Here is a 16,527-nt window from a genome sequence, read left to right on the forward strand (position 1 = left end):
ACGGTTCGATGAAAGTGGTTCTCGCCGAAAAGCCGTCGGTCGCGCGCGATCTCGCGAAATTTCTCGGGGCCGACTCCCGCGGCAAAGGATACTTCGAAGGCAACGGTTGGACCGTCACCTGGGCGTTTGGGCACATGGTGGAGTTGCAGGAACCGGAGGATTACAATCCGGAATGGAAATCGTGGCGCCTGAGCGATCTGCCGATCCTGCCGGAAGCTTTCAAACTGCGAGCCCGCGACGAGGAGTCGGCGGGGGAGCAATTGCGAACGATTCAACGCCTCTTCCGGGAAGCCGACGAAATCGTTTGCGCGACGGATGCCGGGCGCGAAGGGGAGTTGATTTTCCGTTACATCCTGACTTGGACCGGCTGTGAAGGGAAACCGTGCCGCCGGCTCTGGATCAGCTCGCTGACCGCCTCGGCGATCGAAAAAGGATTCGCCAGTCTGGCGCCGGCGGAGAAATTCGACCGCCTTTACCATGCGGCCCGGTGCCGGAGCGAAGCCGATTGGATCGTCGGGCTCAATGCCACCCGCTTTTTCACCGTCGAATACGGGAGACGGAACCTGCTCCTCAGCATCGGCCGGGTGCAGACCCCGATTCTGGCGATGATTGTCAATCGCGACCTGGAGATCGAGTATTTCAAACCGCAGGACTATTGGGAGGTCCACACCCTCTGCCGGGGAGCCACCTTCAAGCACACCGACGGGAAATTCGACGACGTTGCCAAAGGGGAAGCGGTGATGGAGGCGGCCAAGGCCCATCCGCTGGTGGTGCAATCGGTCACCAAGAAGAAGGAAAACGCCAATCCGCCCCAGCTCTACGATCTCACCTCGCTCCAGCAGGACATGAACCGGATGCACGGTTTCACCGCCGACCAGACGCTCCGGCTCGCCCAGAATCTTTACGAAAGCAAACACCTCACCTATCCCCGGACCGACAGCCGCTACATCAGCCGCGACATCCAGCCGACGATCGCTCCGTTGTTGGAGGCGTTGCGCCGGTTGAAACCGGACGAAATCGGGGCGCTCGATCTGGCCAGGCTCCCGTTCACCAAACGGATCGTCGACGACAAGAAAGTCTCCGACCACCATGCGATCCTTCCGACCGAAGTGGTGGGGGATCGATTGAGCGGCGACGAACGGAAACTTTACGACGCGATGGTGATCCGGTTGATCGCGGTCTTTTATCCCCCCTGCGTGCAAGCCGTGACCGTGGTCGACGCCTTGGCGGGGGAAATCCCGTTTCGGGCCCGGGGGAAAGTGATGGTCGATCCCGGTTGGCGGGCTTTGTATGGAAAAGCCGGGCCGGACAACGCCGACGACGAAGAGGGAAAGGGCAAAGGAAAAGGGAAGGGAAAAAGCGAGGGAAACGAACCGGAAGCGGCGCAGGAGATGCCCGATTTCCAGGAAGGCGAATCGAATCCGCACGAACCGTTGCTTCAATCGTTCAAGACCTCGCCGCCAAAACGGTTCAACGAAGCGACCTTGTTGCAACTGATGGAAACCGCCGGGAAAATCGTCACCGACGAGGCGTTGAAAGAAGCGTTGAAAGAAAAAGGGGTCGGGACCCCGGCGACCCGGGCTTCAATCATCGAAGTATTGATCCAGCGGAAATTCGTCGAACGGAAGAAGAAGAACCTGATCAGCACCGAATTCGGGCGCGGTCTGATCTCCCTGGTGCAGGACGAACGTTTGAAATCGCCGGAGTTGACCGGTGACTGGGAATTCCGGCTGAAACAGATCGAGCGCGGCGAATACGATCCCGCGACCTTCATGGCGGAGGTCGCCGAATACACCCGGGAGATCCTTCGGCAAACCTCCGAGAAAACGATCGACACCACCAACCTCGGGCCGTGTCCGGTATGCAACGCGCCGGTGATCCGGGGACGGGCGGCCTACGGTTGCTCCGAGTGGAAAACGGGATGCAAATTCGTGTTGCCGGGATCGGTCTGGGGCCTGACCCTGGCACCGGAACTGGCCCGGGAAATCTTGTCCCACAAACGGAGTCTGACCCCGCATCCGATTCAGCCTAACGGCAAGAAATTGTTCGCCACCCTGAGTTTGGGCAAAGACGGAAAACTCGATTACGAAGTCGCCCAAGTGGCGAAGAAGCAGAACGGGGACGAACGGATCGGGACCTGTCCGGTTTGCGGGGGCGATATCGTCGACGGAACGAAAGGTTACGGATGTTCGAATTGGAAGAACGGATGCCAGTTCGTGATTTGGAAAACCATCGCTCAAAAGCCGATCACCCCGGAGATCGCCGTGGCATTGTTGACCGCGGGCCGAACGGAAGTTTTGACCGGATTCAAATCGAAAGCCGGCAAAGATTTCGAAGCCAAACTGAAAATCGCCGATGGAAAGGTGACCTTCGATTTCTGAGGGTGGCAGGTGACCAACGCGTAGCATCCGGCTTTCGCACTGTTTCATCGAGTGAAAACTCGATGCTACGGTAGCATCCGGCTTTCGCACTGTTTCATTGAGTGAAACCTCGATGTGACGGTAGCATCCGGCTTTCGCCGGATGAAGGAGCGGCGCGCTTTAGCCGCCGTTTGTGCCGTGGCCGACGGGTCTTCGGCTGAAGCACGAAGCTCCGGCGTATGCACTGTTTCATCGAGTGAAACCTCGATGTGACGGTAGCATCCGGCTTTCGCCGGATGAAGGAGCGGCGCGCTTTAGCCACGCTTTAGCCGCCGTTTGTGCCGTGGCCGGCGGGTCTTCGGCTGAAGCACGAAGCTCCGGCGTATGCTCTGTTCCATCGAGTGAAAACTCGATGCTACGATCTGACGAACTTCGGATGCTGCGGGACCGACCTCAAACCGCCAATATGTCGACTTGATACAGGCGGATCAGGCTGTCGCGGGAGGCGAGTTTCCAGCGGCGGGCGGTGGATTGGGCGATCAGGAGGCGGTCGAAGGGATCGTTGTGGTGCCAGGGAAGGCGGGCGCTGGCGGCGCAATCCGTTGAGGAGACCGGAAGCTCCTGGAAACCGGTGGCGAGGGCGGCGTCGATCCAGTTTGCCGGCAGTGACAATTTGCCTTTGGCGGCTTTCAATTCCAGTTCCCAAGCCGTTGCGGAGCTGAAGAAAATGGTGTTTGTTGGATCCTCGATGGCGGCCCGGGCCTCGGGACGCAAGGTCTGGGGAGCGTGGAGCGCCCACAAGAGGGCGTGGGAATCGAGGAGGAGAGTCACGGTTGCTTCTCCTCGGCGACGTTCCACTTCGACGAATCCTCGGAGCCGTAGAAGGCGTCTTCCAGGTCCGGATCGGGATCCCAGCAACCTTCGGTTTCGGTGACGAGACCGGCGAGCGCCCCGAGTTTCCGGGGTTCGACCTGTTTCTCGAACGGGGTCAGCCGGACCACCGGTTTGCCGGCCTTCGCGATCACGATCTCTTCTCCGGACGCCGCTTCCTCGACCAGCTTCGAGAGGTGGGTTTTGGCGTTCTGAATGTTGATGATCTTCATCAGACCAAGTCTGGTCTGGTTTGGTTGGTTGTCAAGTGGGATTCGTCGGATCAGAATTCCCAGACGATCGGAATGATGATGATCGAGCCGATGAAGTAGAGGAGGTTGAGCGGAATGCCGATTTTCAGGAAGTCGGAGAATTTATAGCCGCCGACGCCGTAAACATAGGTGTTCGTCTGGTAGCCGATCGGGGTGGCGAAACTGGCGGAGGCGGCTACGGCCACGGCGATCAGGAAGGGACGGACGCTGACGCCGAGGGATTCGGCGATGCCGAAAGAGATTACCGCGATCAAGACGGCTGCGGCGTTATTGGTCAGGATCTCCGTCAGGAGGGTGGTGATGAGATAGACGCAGGCCAGCATCGCGAGGGGTTTGAGCGGTTCGGCGACGAAGAGTTCGACTCCGCGGATCATCCAGTTGGCGATAAAGAGGGCGGTGCCGGATTTTTCCATGGCGATCCCCATGGCCAGCATGCCGAAAATGAGGAAAAGGAGGTTCCATTGGATTGCGGCGTAACCCTCTTTCGGTTTGATGCAGCCTGTAAGAAAGAGGAAGACGACGCCGATGACGGACGACATCACGATCGGGATGGGGGTGAGTGTTGCGGTGAGGACCACCGCCGCGATGGTGGCGAGGACCAAGGGCATTTTCCCGCGTCCGGAATTCGCTGGAACGTGCGGCTTGTCGAGGAGGAGGAGGTCTTCGTTGGTGCGCAGGTATTGGACGGCCTGCTCCGTGCCGAGCATTAGGAGGGTGTCTCCGAAGTCGAGACGGAGGGTGTCGAGCTGTTCGCGGACGTTTACCCCACGCCGGTGGACAGCGAGGATGGTCATGCGGAAGCGTTGGCGGAAGTTGAGCTCGCGGATCGTTTTGCCAATGACGGCGGAGTTGGGGGGGATGACCGCCTCGACCAGGATCCCCTCGTGGGCGGCGATTTGTTCGAGTCCGAGACCGACTTCGGCGGTAAAGTCGACCCCTTCGATGCTACGGGCGTGGGCGATTCCGGCCGGGCGGCAGGCCATCACCAAGCGGTCGCCGGCTTCGAGGTCGACGGTTTTCAGGTCGGATTGCACCGCGACGCCGCGGCGGACGATTTCGATGACCCGGAGGCCCCTGGAGCGGAGGATGCCGGCATCCTGCAAGGTCTTGCCGACCATCGGGGAGTTTGGTTGGACGAAGGCTTCGGTCAGGTATTCGCGGCGTTCTTCCTCGCTCAGCATGGAGGTCAAGGTATCGCGGGCGGGAAGAATCCGGCGGCCGAAAACCACCAGATAGACCGCTCCGATCGCCAGCAAGGGGAGGCCGATGTAGGCGATTTCGAACATGGAGAACGGGGCTTCGCCGCGGTCTTGGGCGACCCCGCTGACCAGGAGGTTGGTGCTGGTTCCAATGAGCGTGCAGGTGCCGCCGAAAATCGAGGCGTAGGAGAGGGGAATCAGCAATTTGGAGGCGGGAACGTTGAGGGTGCGCGCCAAGCCGAGGACGACCGGCATGAAGACGACGACCACGGGAGTGTTGTTGATGAAGGCCGAGACGGCGGCAACCCCGAGGACCATGGTGAAGACGAACCAGGCGTAACCGATCCGGGTGATGCCTTCGAGTCGTTGCGCGAGGAGGTCGATGGCGCCGCTACGTTCCAAGGCGGCGCTTAAGATGAACATTGCGCCGACCGTGATCGGGGCGGGGTTGGAGAACACGCTGAAAGCTTGGTCGACCGTGATCAATCCCGTTGCCATCAGGATCGCGAATAGGGTCATGGCGGTGAGATCGACCGGGAGTTTTTCGAGCGCGAAACTGACCAATGTCAACGTGAGCAGAACGAAGATGAGAGCGATTTCCCAAGTGAGTTCCATGATCGGTAGTGGGGTTCCTCAGGGCGAAGTCAGGAGACCACGCGGGAGCCTCGCGGAAGGGGCGAGGGATTGCGGGACGCGGTGGCTTCGCGGGCCTCCTCTTCCTCGTGTTGTTTGTTCCATTGGTAAAAGCTGTATCCGATCAGGAACATGCCGACGAACTTGGCAAGCACCGCTTTCATGGTGCCGCCGAGGATCTGGTCGTCCATGGCGCTCAATTCGGTGATCCGGGGAGCGAATTCGTAGGTTGGATACAGGACTTCGCCGGAAAAAACGAGGTAGGTCGCCACCGGGATTTTTCCGAGCGAAAGAACGAAGATGAAAAGGATTTGGGGCCCCGGGGGGAGTGCGGGGACGTCGCGGGAGCGGGTGAAGACGAGCCACCAGACGAGGAAGGCGGAGCCGAACATGGTGACGTGCTCAAGGTTGTGCACCCAGCGTTGCTGGAGGGCGGCCTCGTAGAAGGTCGGAACATGCCAGGCGGAGAGGGTGAAGATGAAGATGAAACCGGCGACGACCGGTCGGGTCCCGAGGCGGAGCAGACCTCCGGGGACCGGACGGCGGAGGACTGGACGGGTGAGCCAGTCGGGCAGACCGAGGATCAGCAGGATCGGCACCGGATACATCAGCAGGATGTGCTGGGTCATGTGGGCGCTGAACAGGTAAACCTCGCCGATGAAGTCGAGGGGGCTGCCGACGGTCAGATAGAAAAGGATCAGTCCGCTATAAAAGCAGATTGCTTCGCGGAGCGGGTAGGGGGTGTTGGGGGCAAGTTTATACCGCCACGGGCCGGTGTAGACGGCGTAGAGCCAGGCGATCGCCAGAAGACTGCCGATCAGTTCGGGTTCCGTATGCCAGTGCCACCAATTCATCGGGGATTACGTTTACCACTTGCGAGCGATCTCTGCAATGACTTCGGATTAGCGGCGGTTGAGTTATCCGCCGCACTGAAGGCGAGACGGCCGGGGTGGGAAACCCTCCGAGGAGGGTTACACCGTTTCGACGAGGGCGGGAACCTCGTGCCGTGCTTGAGGAGGTTCGGCTTCCCAGTCGGGTTCAAACTGGTCCCAGACGAACAAGGCCCAGAGCACGAAGGCGGTGCCGCCACCGATCACCAGTCCGAGGAAGAAGAGGACGGCGATCAAGGCCCGGTCCCACCGCATGTGCATGAACCACCAGATGACTCCGAGGAACTTGACGAAGGAGAGGATGCCGAGCGACCAGAAGAGGAACCAGCGCGGCAGAGGCATCCAGATCAACACGATTTCGACGCCGGTGATCAGCGCCAGAATCATGGCGAGATAGATGAAGGTGAAGAACTTCTTCTTATCCTCCGGATTGTTGGGAAAAGGTTTTTCCATGTGAGTAGCCTTGCCGTGGTTAGACATATTCGAGGAGGTAAACCACCGTGAAGATCACGATCCAGACGATGTCGACGAAGTGCCAATAAAGACCGGCCGATTCGACGTCGATCGCTTCCTTGTGGGTCAGGCGCCCGGAGAACGAATAGAAATAAAGCGACAGGAGCCAGATGATCCCGATCAAGACGTGGATCCCGTGAGTGCCGGTCAGCACGTAGAAGGTGGAGCCGAACAGGCTGCTTCGGAGGGTCAGGCCGTCGTTGACGAAGTGAATGAACTCGTAGACCTGGCCGCTCAGAAAGAGGATCCCGAAGAAGCAGGTCGCGAGGATGCATCGGCGAAAGCTCTTCAGGTTGTTCTTTTCAATCGCCGCCACCGCCAGCGCCATCATCAAACTGCTCATCAGCAGGATGAAGGTACTGACGGAGGTCAGTTCGATATCGAAGATGGCCCGCGGATCCGGGGTGCCCGGCGGCGGATTATTCCGATAAACGATGTGGTTGGCGATCAGACATCCGAAAAACATGCAGTCGGAAGCCAGGAAGGCCCACATGAAAAGCTTCTTGTTTGGGATCCCGGTGCTGTTTTGCTCCATGTGATGCCCGGTTTCTTGATCAACTGCCAGGTTGCTCATTTCTGATCTTTCCGCGGATGAATGTGGTAGCCGCCCGGGCCTTCAAGGGCCCAGCCGTAAATGCCAACGAGGGCGATAGCGAGTCCGATGAACGGCCCGAAAAAGAATTTGTCCATGTAAAGGACCCCGTAGACTCCGGCGAGGACGCCGATGACGACCACCAGGGGGAACCAGGATTGGTCGGGCATGTGGATGCCATGCGCCTCCGGTTTCTGATCGGGCGGCAATTTCGCGGGAGGCGTGTGTTTCCGGTGCCAGAATTCGTCGCGGTGGGTGACGGTCGGCACGCGGGCGAAGTTGTATACCGGGGGAGGGGAGGGAATGGTCCACTCCAGGGTCCGCGCGTCCCATGGGTCGTCGCCGGCCGGTTTTCCTTTCAGCGCGGAATAGATCAGCTGGCCGATGAAGACGCAGATGCCGATACCGAGAAGGAAGGCGCCGATGGTGGAGACCATGTTCCATTCGTTCCAACCCATGTTGTCCTGGTAGGTGTAAATCCGGCGCGGCATGCCGCCGAGACCGAGCCAGTGCATCGGCAGGAAGGCGACGTTGAAGCCGACGAAGGTCATCCAGAAAACGATTTTTCCGACCGTTTCGCTCATCATCCGGCCGCTGACTTTCGGGAACCAGTAGTAGCAACCGGCGATCAGGGAGAAGAGGCTGCCGCCGATGAGCACGTAGTGGAAGTGGGCGACGACGTAGTAGGTGTCGGTGTGCTGGAGGTTGGCGGGGGCCACGGAGTGGGTGATGCCGCTCAAGCCGCCGATCAGGAACATCCAGATGAAGCCCAAGGCGAAGAGCATCGGTGTGGTGAAGCGGATTTGCGCTCCCCAGAGGGTGCCGATCCAGTTGAATATCTTGACCCCCGTCGGCACCGCGATCGCCATGGTGGTCAAGGCGAAGGCCAGGAAGGCGACCTGGCTCAGGCCGGTGGCGAACATGTGGTGGCTCCAGACCGCGAAACCGACCACCCCGATCAGGATCCCCGAGAATACGATGATCGCGTATCCGAAAAGTGGTTTGCGGGAGAAGACCGGGATGATTTCGGAAATGATTCCCATCGCCGGCAGGATCAGAATGTAAACCTCCGGGTGACCAAAGACCCAGAACAGGTGCTGCCAAAGGATCGGTTGTCCGCCGAAGGCCGGTTCAAAGAAGCCGGTGCCGGCCAGACGGTCCATCATCAAGCAGGCGAGGGCGATGGTGATGGCCGGGAAGGCGAGGATGATCAGGAAGTTGGTCACGAGGGTCATCCAGACGAAAACCGGCAGGCGCATCATCTTCATCCCGGGCGCTCGCATGTTGATGATGGTGACCACGAAGTTCAAGCCGGCGACCACCGAGGCTACCCCGAGGAGCTGGAGACCGAAGACCCAGAAGTCGGTGCCAAGGCCGGGGCTGTATTGTTTCGAGGTGAGCGGAGCGTAGCCGAACCAGCCGATGTCCGGGGCATGGGCGAGGAACCAGGAGGAGTTGATGAAAAGGCCGCCGGCGATGAACATCCAGAGGCTGAAGGCGTTCAGGCGGGGGAAGGCGACGTCACGCGCCCCGATCATCAGTGGGACAAAATAATTGAAGAACGCGGCGCTCAGCGGCATGACCGCAAGGAAGATCATGGTCGTCCCGTGCATCGTGAACGTCTGATTGAAAGCATCGGCGCCCATGAAGGTGTTGTTCGGGACGGCCAGCTGGATGCGGAGAAGCAAGGCCTCGATGCCCCCGACCAGGAGGAAGAAGAGGGCGGCGATGGCATACATGATGCCGATCCGCTTATGGTCGACGGTGGTGAGCCAGCTTACGATTCCGGTCTGGGCGGTTGGCCGTTTGAGCCATTGGCTCCGTTGCGGATGGTCGTCGCCTCCGTGGGAAGAGACATGGGTGGAAGATGATTCGTGCATTGCGAAGGAAATATGGAATTATTCGAGGGACATCAGGTAGGCGACGAGGGCCTCGATTTCAGCTTCCGTCAAATTCTGGGCCATGACCGCGTCGGTCATCAGGTTGCCCGGTTTGACCCGTTCCGGTTCCCGCAACCAGCGGGAAAGGTTGCTCTCGGTGAGAGTCAGCAAACCGGCGGCGATGGTGGTGCGACTGCCGAAATGAGTCAGATCCGGACCTTCCAAACCGCGGCGCGGAGTCTCTTCGGTGATGTTGTGGCACTGGACGCAGCCTTTGCCTTGGAAGAGATTGCGGCCGGTCAACTCGAGTTCGGTCTGCGGCTGCCGTGCCGGGGCGAGTTGGTTCTCCACCCAGGCGTCGAAGTCGGCTTCTTCCTTGGAGAAAACCCGGAAGAGCATGTTGGCGTGGGAAGTTCCGCAGAATTCGGCGCATTGGCCGTGGTATTCGCCGACTTCATCGGCCAAGAGCCAAAGATTGTTGGCGCGGTGCGGGATCATATCCCGTTTTCCCGCCAGCTTCGGCACCCAGAAGCTGTGGATGACGTCGGCCGTCCGGAGATGGACCAGAATCGGGCGCTTGATCGGAATCGCCATTTCGTTGGCGGTCATGATGCCGTATTCAGGATATTCGAAGGTCCACCACCATTGGTAGCCGGTCGCGATCACTTCCAGCGGTTCGCCGTATTCTTCCGGGATGTGGTAGCTGTAGACCGTGGCACGGAAGGTCGGGACGGCGAGGATCACGAGGAGAAGGACGGAGCCGCAGATCAATCCGATCTCGATCAGAGGATTGCCGTGGGCGTTCGTCGAAATGACTTTGTCCTTTTCCCCGGGACGGCGACGGAAGCGAATAACGGCATAAAGAAGCACGGAGGCGACCGCGACAAAGATGAAGGCGCAGACCCACAGGCTCAGCATGAACAGGTCGAGCTGGACCTGGGCGACCGGCCCCCGGGCGTCGAAGGTGGTCTGCGGCGCATCCTTGAATACCTCACACCCCGTCAGGAACAGGGCGGCGAGCAAGCTCAATGGGAAGAGCTTTTTCTTTAAAAATGAAAATGGGCGCATGCTATCGAAAATAAATGAACTTACTTAACCTGAGGCAGAATCGTGTATGATCAGTAATCCCGCTGATTAAGGCAAAAACAATTTTTAATTGAAACAAAGGGGCGGTTTCTAACGAGAGAAGCGGCATCGGAAAAGCAAAATCGCCTTTTTATTAATTTCTCTTGCGCATTTGATTAGCTTTTCGCCGGTTGGTGCGGGGAAAAGGGCAAAATATGCGGAGACGAGGCGGGCTCGCGGTGGATACGGTTTCCCGGCAACGAAGGATGTTCCCTTCGTTTGTCGAGGGAAACATCCTTGTCGCGACGGGAGGGATCGCCAAGTCGGCGTTAAAGGCGCGGGATGGTCAGTCCGCCGTCGACCATGATGACCTGGCCGGTGGAGTAGGGGAAGTCGCCGCGGGCGAGCGAGGCGACCGCTTTGGCGACGTCGGCCGGATAACCCCAGCGTTTTTGCACGCAAAGGCCGTCGGCGATCAACTTGTCGTATTTGTCGGTCACCCCGGCGGTCATGTCGGTTTTGGTGACGCCTGGACGGACCTCATACACCGGCAGGTCGAACTCCCCGAGGCGGGTCGCCCAAAGGAGGGTCGCCATTCCGATGCCGGCTTTGGCGATGCAGTATTCGCCCCGGTTGACCGACGCGACGGTGGCCGAGATCGAACCGACGTTGATGACGCAACCGAAGAAACCGGAGTCGTCCTTCTTTTGCTCGATCATCCAGTTGGCCGCCGCCTGGGTCAGGAAGTAGGGCCCCTGGAGGTTGACCTTGATCACTTCCTCGAAGCTCTCCTCGGAGGCGTCCAGAATGTCCTTCCGTTCGCGGGGGGCCATTCCGGCGTTGTTGACCAGGACGTTGAGCCGGCCGAAACGCTTCCGGACCTCGGCGAGCATGTTCGTCCGGGCCTCCTTGTCGCCGATGTCGCCGCGGCAGTAGAGAACCCCGGCGCCGGTTTCTTCGAGTTTGGAGATCGCTTCCGTGACAGAGGCGGCCTCGCGCATGCCGTTGATGACGAGATCGAATCCGGCGCGGCCCAGATGTTCCGCGATGCCGAAGCCGATCCCGCGGGATCCGCCGGTCACCAGGGCGACCGGCCTGGGCCGGTTCGCTGTGGATGGGTCGTTGCTCATAATGGGTTTTAGGCTCCGACTTAATCGAGATTCGGAAGGTTGACCCAGGCCCGTTTCTCCCAGGAATCGAGTCCGGCCTCGGCGAGTTGGACCCCCTTGGCTCCCTCGCGGAGGGTCCAGCGGAACGGCTCGTCGAGGGCGACGTGGCGGAGGAAGAGCTCCCACTGGATCTTGAAGGCGTTGTCGTATTCGGTGGCGTCGGGCACTTCCTGCCAGCCGCCGAAGAAATCGATCGGACTGTCGATGTCGGGGTTCCAGACCGGCTTCGGCGTTTCGGCGGAAGATTGGACCCAGCATTTGCGCAAACCGACGATGGCGGAGCCCTTGGTGCCGTCGACCTGCATGGTGAGGAGGTCGTCGCGGCGGACGCGGACGTTCCAGGAACTGTTGAAATGACAAATGACGCCGTTGTCCAATTCGAAGGTCGCGTAGGCCGAGTCATCGGCGGTCGCTTTGTACGGTTTACCCTGTTCGTCGTAGCGGGTCGGAATGTGGGTGGCCCCGAGGCAGGAGACCGACTTCACGTTGCCGAAAAGATTATCGATCACGTAGCGCCAGTGGCAGAGCATGTCGATGATGATCCCGCCGCCGTCTTCCTTCCGGTAGTTCCAGGAAGGACGCTGGGCCGGTTGGTCGTAAACGTTACCCTCGAAAACCCAGTAGCCGAACTCGCCGCGGACGGACAGGATGTCGCCGAAGAACCCTTGCTCCTTGATCATCTTGAATTTCCGGAGGCCGGGGAGCCAGAGTTTGTCCTGGACGACGCCGTTCTTGACGCCTGCGTCCTCGCAAAGTTTGGCGAGCCGGAGAGCTTCGTCGGTGGTGACGGCGGTCGGCTTCTCGCAATAGATCGCCTTCTTGGCTTTGGCCGCCATCTCGACGAATTTGGCCCGGAGCAAGGTCGAGGAAGCGTCGAAGAAAATCTGGTTGTAGTCGTCGGCGAGCGCCTTTTCGAGATCGGTGCTGAAGCGTTCGACGCCGGTCCGTTCGGCGAGAGCCCGCAGTTTGTTTTCGTTCCGTCCGGTGAGGATCGGATCGGGCATGAGGGTGAGGTCGTCGGAGACCTTGATCCCCCCCTGTTTGACAATGGCGAGGATGGAGCGGATGAGGTGTTGGTTGGTCCCCATCCGGCCGGTGACGCCGTTCATAATGATGCCGATTTTTTTGATCATGTTTTAATTAGTGGTTCAAGGTTGAGAGGTGGTTCAACGTTCAATGTTCAAAGTTCAAGGTTGGGAGGGTGGAAGTTGTTCAAGGTTCAATGTTCAATGTTCAAAGTTCAAGGTTGGGAGGTGGAGGTTGTTCAATGCTCAAGGTTGCGGGGGGAGAACTTGGAGCCGCGGAGTTCGGAGCGTTGCAGGTAGTGTATGAAGCCGCTGATTTTGGCGCTGGTTTCAGTTGCCATTTGGTAAAGGGAATCGAATTCGGCTTGGGTGATGAAATCCGCATCGAGTGCCACGTAGAGTTGGGAGCGGCATTCTCCGCAGGAGGCCTTCGCCATGAACAGAAAGTGAAGGAACTCTTTGTTCCCGCCCCGCTCGAAACCTTCGGCTATATTCGACATGACGGAGACGGAGGCTCTACGGATTTGATCCTTCAACCCATAGTCTCGCGCGAATTCTCCCGTATTCGAAATCTTGTAGATTTCACGCGTTAACAGGCAGGCTTTCTGCCAGCTCTCGATATCTTCAAACCGCTCGATTGTAGCCATTTTTCCGGAATTCAACATTGAACCTTGACCATTGAACTTTGAACTAGTTTACCGGTTTCGCCGTGCATTGTGGGGCGGCGCCGGCGGGGAGGGGGGGGACGTCGATGCCGGCTTTCGGGAGGGTGCCTTCGAGTTCCTGTTTCCAGTGGGCGACGTCGCCGGCGGGACCGTAGCAATAGATCATTTTCATCGGCGTGTCGCCGGTGTTGGTCAGTTGGTGGAAGACCTGGGTCGGAATGTAAACCGCCTGGCCGGAGGAGATCGCCCGGCGTTCCTCACCGAGACAGATTTCCCCGTTTCCTTCGACGATAAAATAGATCTCTTCCTGCTCCTGATTGTGCCAGGGAACCTGGCCGCCGTTCGGCTCCAGGATCACCATGCCCATGGCGAAGTTGGTCGCTTGGATCGGGGAAGCTCCTCCGACCAGGTTGCGGGTTCTGCGGCGGGCCGGAAAGGTCCGGCCCTCCATTTGGTTCAAGTCGGCGATAATCATTTCTAAGGGATGTTCAAGGTTCGTGGTGAAAAAATGTTCAAGGTTCAAGGTTCAAGGTTTGTGGTTCAAGGTTCGTGGTTCAGGGGTTTGGTTCCTGTCATCAAGACTGCATTTGGAAACGTTGAACATTGAACCATTGAACCTTGAACGCGCGTTAGCGCCATTGAACCTTGAACGCGCGTTAGCGCCATTGAACCTTGAACGCGCGTTAGCGCTTCGCGCCGAAGAAGGTGTAGTAGGGTTCCTTGTTGATGACGCGTTGGATGTAGAGGGCGGCTTCGCGGGCGTGGTAATCTCCCCACATGCTCGATTCGCCGCACGGGACTTTTTGCTTGGGCGGGATGTAATCCCAGCCATTCGGGCGGTGATAGACGGAGTGGAGCAGTAGCCCTTGATGTTTTGGGTCGGTGCTCAGATACGGTTCGCCGAGAAGCGTATCCAAAACGGTAAGACCGGCCTGCCAGTAGCGGGCGCCTTTCTTTTTCTTCCCCTTGCCCTGGAGATAATGTCCGAGGCGCAGGAGCCCTTGCGCGGCGATGGCGGCGGCGGAACTGTCCACGGGTTCGTGGTCGTTGAACGGATCGGCCGGTTTATCCAGATAGTTGCCGAGCCTGTGGAGGTTAGGAGCCCCCGTATCCCAATAGGGAATACCGTCGGAGGGGGTGTGCTCGATGTAGAAATCGCAGGTTGCCTCGGCTCCTTTCAGCATCATCGCTTCGACTTCCTTGCGGTCGCCGATCTTTTCGAGATCGGCGTCGGAGACGGTGTCGAGGAACTCGAGTTCCTCCGGATAGCCGCACATCACCCAGGCGAGTCCGCGGGTCCAGGTGGTAAACGGCGAGAAACCTTGTTGGGAGCTCGGGCAACGGTAGTTGCCGTCGTTCAGGTTGAAAATGCTCTCATGGACGGTTCGGCCCCGGATGTCGTAGGAATCGCGGCCTTCGCCGTAATAGACATTGTAACGGCCGTTGTTGTAGGCGTGCTCGACCAGGCGGCGGAGCAGCGAAATCTCCTCGTCCCCTTCGCCCATCATGACATGGCCGAGCCGGTGCCCCATCGCGAGGGAGCGGAGGGAACGGATGGTGTCGGCGAAGAGCGACTGCGGTCCGTTGAAGGAACAGATGTAGCCGGTGCCGTCGTGGATGGTGGTCCAGCGTCCTGCCTGGACGGCGGCGCTGCATTTCAGGGCGAGCTCGTAGAAGTTTTTCTCCCATTCGCCGCCTTCAATTTTCCCTTCGTTGAGGAGGCGGAGGAGGTTGCCGTAGGTGCTGACGTTGTTGAACCCATGATCGTGGACCCCGCTGTGGGTGAGGTGGGGAGCCATTAGGTTGAGGGTGTTCTTCCGTCCGCTTTCGAGAAACGACGATTCTCCGGTGGCGTCGAACTGAAGGATCGCCGAACCGTATTGGAAACCCTGGGTCCATTCGGTCCAACCGCGGGTGGTGTATTTCCCCTTGACGGTGAAGACCGGGGAACCGTTGGCGGTGTCGTAGTTCTTCTCGATGTTTTCGATCTTGGCGCCGGACAATTCCCAGAATTTCCGGAGTTTTTGGGTCAGATCGGACGGCTTCAGTGTCTCGTTGATTTTGATCATAGCGTCTGTTGGTGGTTCGGTTTTTAGAAACGTTTGTCTTTGCGGAGATGGATGATGATCAGCTCGCAATCCTCGAGGGCCTCGTAGGTGTGGTCGAGGATGGCGTCGAACTGGATCGCTTCGCCTGGACCGAGGGGATGAACCTCGGAAGGGAGGCGGAAAAGGATTTTGCCGGAAAGGACCCAGCAGACCTCGTAGTCGTCGCGGTGGACCTCCGGGCGGGAAACTTGGGCGCCGGCCTTGGCGGTGCCGCGAAGGGCGCGGAGGTTGCCGTATTGAATGACTTTGAACTCGAACCCGCCCGCCTCGTGACGACTGGCGGTCGCCTTGTGGGCGGTGCGGGATTCCGCCAACCCGAGCAAATCGGTGGCGCTCATGCCGAAGACGCGGCTCAAGCGGAACAAGGTCTCGAGTTCCGCGACGCTCTGGTTGCGCTCGAGTTTGGAGATGACCGCCGGGGAGACTCCGGATTGACCCGCCACCTCGGCAATGCTTAATTGCTTGCCTTTGCGGAGCTCGCGCAGGACGGAAAAGTCATACATCTCTTTTCCGCTCTGGGCGACGGGACGTTTCCTGGACGGGCGAATCATGTTTACAATGCTCGGAATGTTCGCCAAGAATATGAAACGACGCAAAAAAACCAGTCAAGGAAAATAAAAAGAAAGAAAATGACCATGAAGCAGATTTCAAGAACCCGACTTGTTCCGGTCGCCGTGATCGACAACGCCGACGACGCTGTGCCTTTGGCCACCGCGCTGCATGAAGCCGGAGTCGACGTGATCGAGGTGACGTTTCGGACCGAAGCCGCCCCGGAGGCGATCCGCCGGATCCGGGCTGAGTTTCCCGAGATGCTGGTCGGCGCCGGCACCCTGCTTGATATTTACCAGGTGGAACAGGCCCTGGAAGCGGGGGCAAAGTTCGGGGTGTCGCCCGGGATCAACGAATCGGTGGTGTTGAAGGCGATCTCGCTGGAGTTGCCCTTCATGCCGGGGGTGATGACGCCGTCGGACGTCGAGAAAGGATTATCGCTCGGGTGCAATTTGTTGAAGTTTTTCCCGGCCGAGGCGGCGGGCGGCATTCCGATGTTGAAGTCCCTGGCCGGCCCCTATGGTCACACCGGGGTGAAGTTCATTCCGCTGGGAGGCGTTAATATCGACAACGCCCGCGGCTATTTGGATCTGCCGATGGTGGCGGCGATTGGCGGCTCCTGGTTCCTCGACCGCAAACTCGTGGCGAACCGCGATTGGGACAAAATCTCCCGCCTCACCAAGGAAGCGGCGGAGATGGCGAAGGAGTAGGGCGTTTCGATTCATAACACACCCCAC

At 59.1% G+C, this 16,527-nt stretch carries 16 protein-coding genes; 2 read left to right on the forward strand and 14 right to left on the reverse strand.

Features of this window, described 5'->3' with window-relative positions; genetic code table 11:
• Positions 1–8: 8 nt before the first annotated feature.
• Positions 9–2,381: a DNA topoisomerase 3 gene (locus tag ACWUI2_RS12275; protein ID WP_486983138.1), complete on the forward strand. Its 2,373-nt coding sequence runs from the start codon at positions 9–11 to the stop codon at positions 2,379–2,381.
• 432 nt (positions 2,382–2,813) lie between these two features.
• Here the strand turns inward: ACWUI2_RS12275 and ACWUI2_RS12280 are convergent, their stop codons facing one another.
• The 14 genes from ACWUI2_RS12280 to ACWUI2_RS12345 form a co-directional block, all read right to left on the reverse strand.
• Entirely contained in the window at positions 2,814–3,218 is a 405-nt protein-coding gene (locus tag ACWUI2_RS12280) for a type II toxin-antitoxin system VapC family toxin (protein ID WP_486983139.1), read from the reverse strand.
• Positions 3,188–3,463, reverse strand: coding sequence for a type II toxin-antitoxin system Phd/YefM family antitoxin (locus ACWUI2_RS12285; RefSeq protein ID WP_486983140.1), 276 nt, complete (start codon positions 3,461–3,463; stop codon positions 3,188–3,190). The genes ACWUI2_RS12280 and ACWUI2_RS12285 overlap by 31 nt, the downstream gene beginning before the upstream one ends.
• Positions 3,464–3,513: 50 nt before the next feature.
• On the reverse strand, positions 3,514–5,316 hold the full coding sequence (locus ACWUI2_RS12290; protein WP_486983141.1) for a sodium:proton antiporter: 1,803 nt from the start codon (positions 5,314–5,316) through the stop codon (positions 3,514–3,516).
• Positions 5,317–5,345: 29 nt separating this feature from the next.
• The gene (locus ACWUI2_RS12295) at positions 5,346–6,188 is read right to left on the reverse strand and encodes a cytochrome c oxidase assembly protein (protein ID WP_486983142.1); all 843 of its coding nucleotides are present in this window, start codon (positions 6,186–6,188) and stop codon (positions 5,346–5,348) included.
• Positions 6,189–6,305: 117 nt separating this feature from the next.
• A complete protein-coding gene (locus ACWUI2_RS12300) occupies positions 6,306–6,677 on the reverse strand; it encodes a cytochrome C oxidase subunit IV family protein (protein ID WP_486983143.1) in 372 nt (123 codons plus the stop codon).
• A gap of 19 nt (positions 6,678–6,696) precedes the next feature.
• Positions 6,697–7,311 carry a cytochrome c oxidase subunit 3 gene (locus ACWUI2_RS12305; RefSeq protein WP_486983144.1) on the reverse strand — a complete coding sequence of 205 codons (615 nt, stop codon included), beginning with the start codon at positions 7,309–7,311 and terminating at the stop codon, positions 6,697–6,699.
• Positions 7,308–9,209 carry a cytochrome c oxidase subunit I gene (ctaD, locus tag ACWUI2_RS12310; protein WP_486983145.1) on the reverse strand — a complete coding sequence of 634 codons (1,902 nt, stop codon included), beginning with the start codon at positions 9,207–9,209 and terminating at the stop codon, positions 7,308–7,310. The genes ACWUI2_RS12305 and ctaD overlap by 4 nt, the downstream gene beginning before the upstream one ends.
• A gap of 18 nt (positions 9,210–9,227) precedes the next feature.
• Positions 9,228–10,277, reverse strand: coding sequence for a cytochrome c oxidase subunit II (gene coxB / locus ACWUI2_RS12315; RefSeq protein ID WP_486983146.1), 1,050 nt, complete (start codon positions 10,275–10,277; stop codon positions 9,228–9,230).
• Between the two features lie 326 nt (positions 10,278–10,603).
• Positions 10,604–11,404: a 3-ketoacyl-ACP reductase gene (locus ACWUI2_RS12320; protein WP_486983147.1), complete on the reverse strand. Its 801-nt coding sequence runs from the start codon at positions 11,402–11,404 to the stop codon at positions 10,604–10,606.
• A gap of 20 nt (positions 11,405–11,424) precedes the next feature.
• Positions 11,425–12,576 (reverse strand): Gfo/Idh/MocA family protein, encoded by a 1,152-nt coding sequence (locus ACWUI2_RS12325; protein ID WP_486983148.1) that lies wholly within the window; start codon positions 12,574–12,576, stop codon positions 11,425–11,427.
• Between the two features lie 131 nt (positions 12,577–12,707).
• Entirely contained in the window at positions 12,708–13,115 is a 408-nt protein-coding gene (locus ACWUI2_RS12330; RefSeq protein ID WP_486983149.1) for a four helix bundle protein, read from the reverse strand.
• Positions 13,116–13,158: 43 nt separating this feature from the next.
• A complete protein-coding gene (locus tag ACWUI2_RS12335; RefSeq protein ID WP_486983150.1) occupies positions 13,159–13,608 on the reverse strand; it encodes a dimethylsulfonioproprionate lyase family protein in 450 nt (149 codons plus the stop codon).
• Between the two features lie 208 nt (positions 13,609–13,816).
• The gene (locus ACWUI2_RS12340; RefSeq protein WP_486983151.1) at positions 13,817–15,202 is read right to left on the reverse strand and encodes a glycosyl hydrolase; all 1,386 of its coding nucleotides are present in this window, start codon (positions 15,200–15,202) and stop codon (positions 13,817–13,819) included.
• Between the two features lie 23 nt (positions 15,203–15,225).
• Entirely contained in the window at positions 15,226–15,792 is a 567-nt protein-coding gene (locus ACWUI2_RS12345) for a helix-turn-helix domain-containing protein (RefSeq protein WP_486983152.1), read from the reverse strand.
• Here ACWUI2_RS12345 and eda point away from each other — a divergent pair.
• The gene (gene eda / locus ACWUI2_RS12350; protein ID WP_486983153.1) at positions 15,700–16,500 is read left to right on the forward strand and encodes a bifunctional 4-hydroxy-2-oxoglutarate aldolase/2-dehydro-3-deoxy-phosphogluconate aldolase; all 801 of its coding nucleotides are present in this window, start codon (positions 15,700–15,702) and stop codon (positions 16,498–16,500) included. The genes ACWUI2_RS12345 and eda overlap by 93 nt on opposite strands.
• The last annotated feature ends 27 nt before the right edge of the window (positions 16,501–16,527 follow it).

It is taken from the genome of Verruconatronum alginivorum, assembly GCF_056590205.1.

What these genes read in the sequence shown, in the direction of transcription:
- ACWUI2_RS12345 (WP_486983152.1), bottom strand. Translation starts at nt 15,792, where the DNA reads ATGATTCGCCCGTCCAGGAAACGTCCCGTCGCCCAGAGCGGAAAAGAG.
- ctaD (WP_486983145.1), bottom strand. Translation starts at nt 9,209, where the DNA reads ATGCACGAATCATCTTCCACCCATGTCTCTTCCCACGGAGGCGACGAC.
- ACWUI2_RS12325 (WP_486983148.1), bottom strand. Translation starts at nt 12,576, where the DNA reads ATGATCAAAAAAATCGGCATCATTATGAACGGCGTCACCGGCCGGATG.
- ACWUI2_RS12300 (WP_486983143.1), bottom strand. Translation starts at nt 6,677, where the DNA reads ATGGAAAAACCTTTTCCCAACAATCCGGAGGATAAGAAGAAGTTCTTC.
- ACWUI2_RS12305 (WP_486983144.1), bottom strand. Translation starts at nt 7,311, where the DNA reads ATGAGCAACCTGGCAGTTGATCAAGAAACCGGGCATCACATGGAGCAA.
- ACWUI2_RS12275 (WP_486983138.1), top strand. Translation starts at nt 9, where the DNA reads ATGAAAGTGGTTCTCGCCGAAAAGCCGTCGGTCGCGCGCGATCTCGCG.
- ACWUI2_RS12340 (WP_486983151.1), bottom strand. Translation starts at nt 15,202, where the DNA reads ATGATCAAAATCAACGAGACACTGAAGCCGTCCGATCTGACCCAAAAA.
- ACWUI2_RS12290 (WP_486983141.1), bottom strand. Translation starts at nt 5,316, where the DNA reads ATGGAACTCACTTGGGAAATCGCTCTCATCTTCGTTCTGCTCACGTTG.
- coxB (WP_486983146.1), bottom strand. Translation starts at nt 10,277, where the DNA reads ATGCGCCCATTTTCATTTTTAAAGAAAAAGCTCTTCCCATTGAGCTTG.
- ACWUI2_RS12335 (WP_486983150.1), bottom strand. Translation starts at nt 13,608, where the DNA reads ATGATTATCGCCGACTTGAACCAAATGGAGGGCCGGACCTTTCCGGCC.
- ACWUI2_RS12330 (WP_486983149.1), bottom strand. Translation starts at nt 13,115, where the DNA reads ATGGCTACAATCGAGCGGTTTGAAGATATCGAGAGCTGGCAGAAAGCC.
- ACWUI2_RS12285 (WP_486983140.1), bottom strand. Translation starts at nt 3,463, where the DNA reads ATGAAGATCATCAACATTCAGAACGCCAAAACCCACCTCTCGAAGCTG.
- ACWUI2_RS12320 (WP_486983147.1), bottom strand. Translation starts at nt 11,404, where the DNA reads ATGAGCAACGACCCATCCACAGCGAACCGGCCCAGGCCGGTCGCCCTG.
- ACWUI2_RS12295 (WP_486983142.1), bottom strand. Translation starts at nt 6,188, where the DNA reads ATGAATTGGTGGCACTGGCATACGGAACCCGAACTGATCGGCAGTCTT.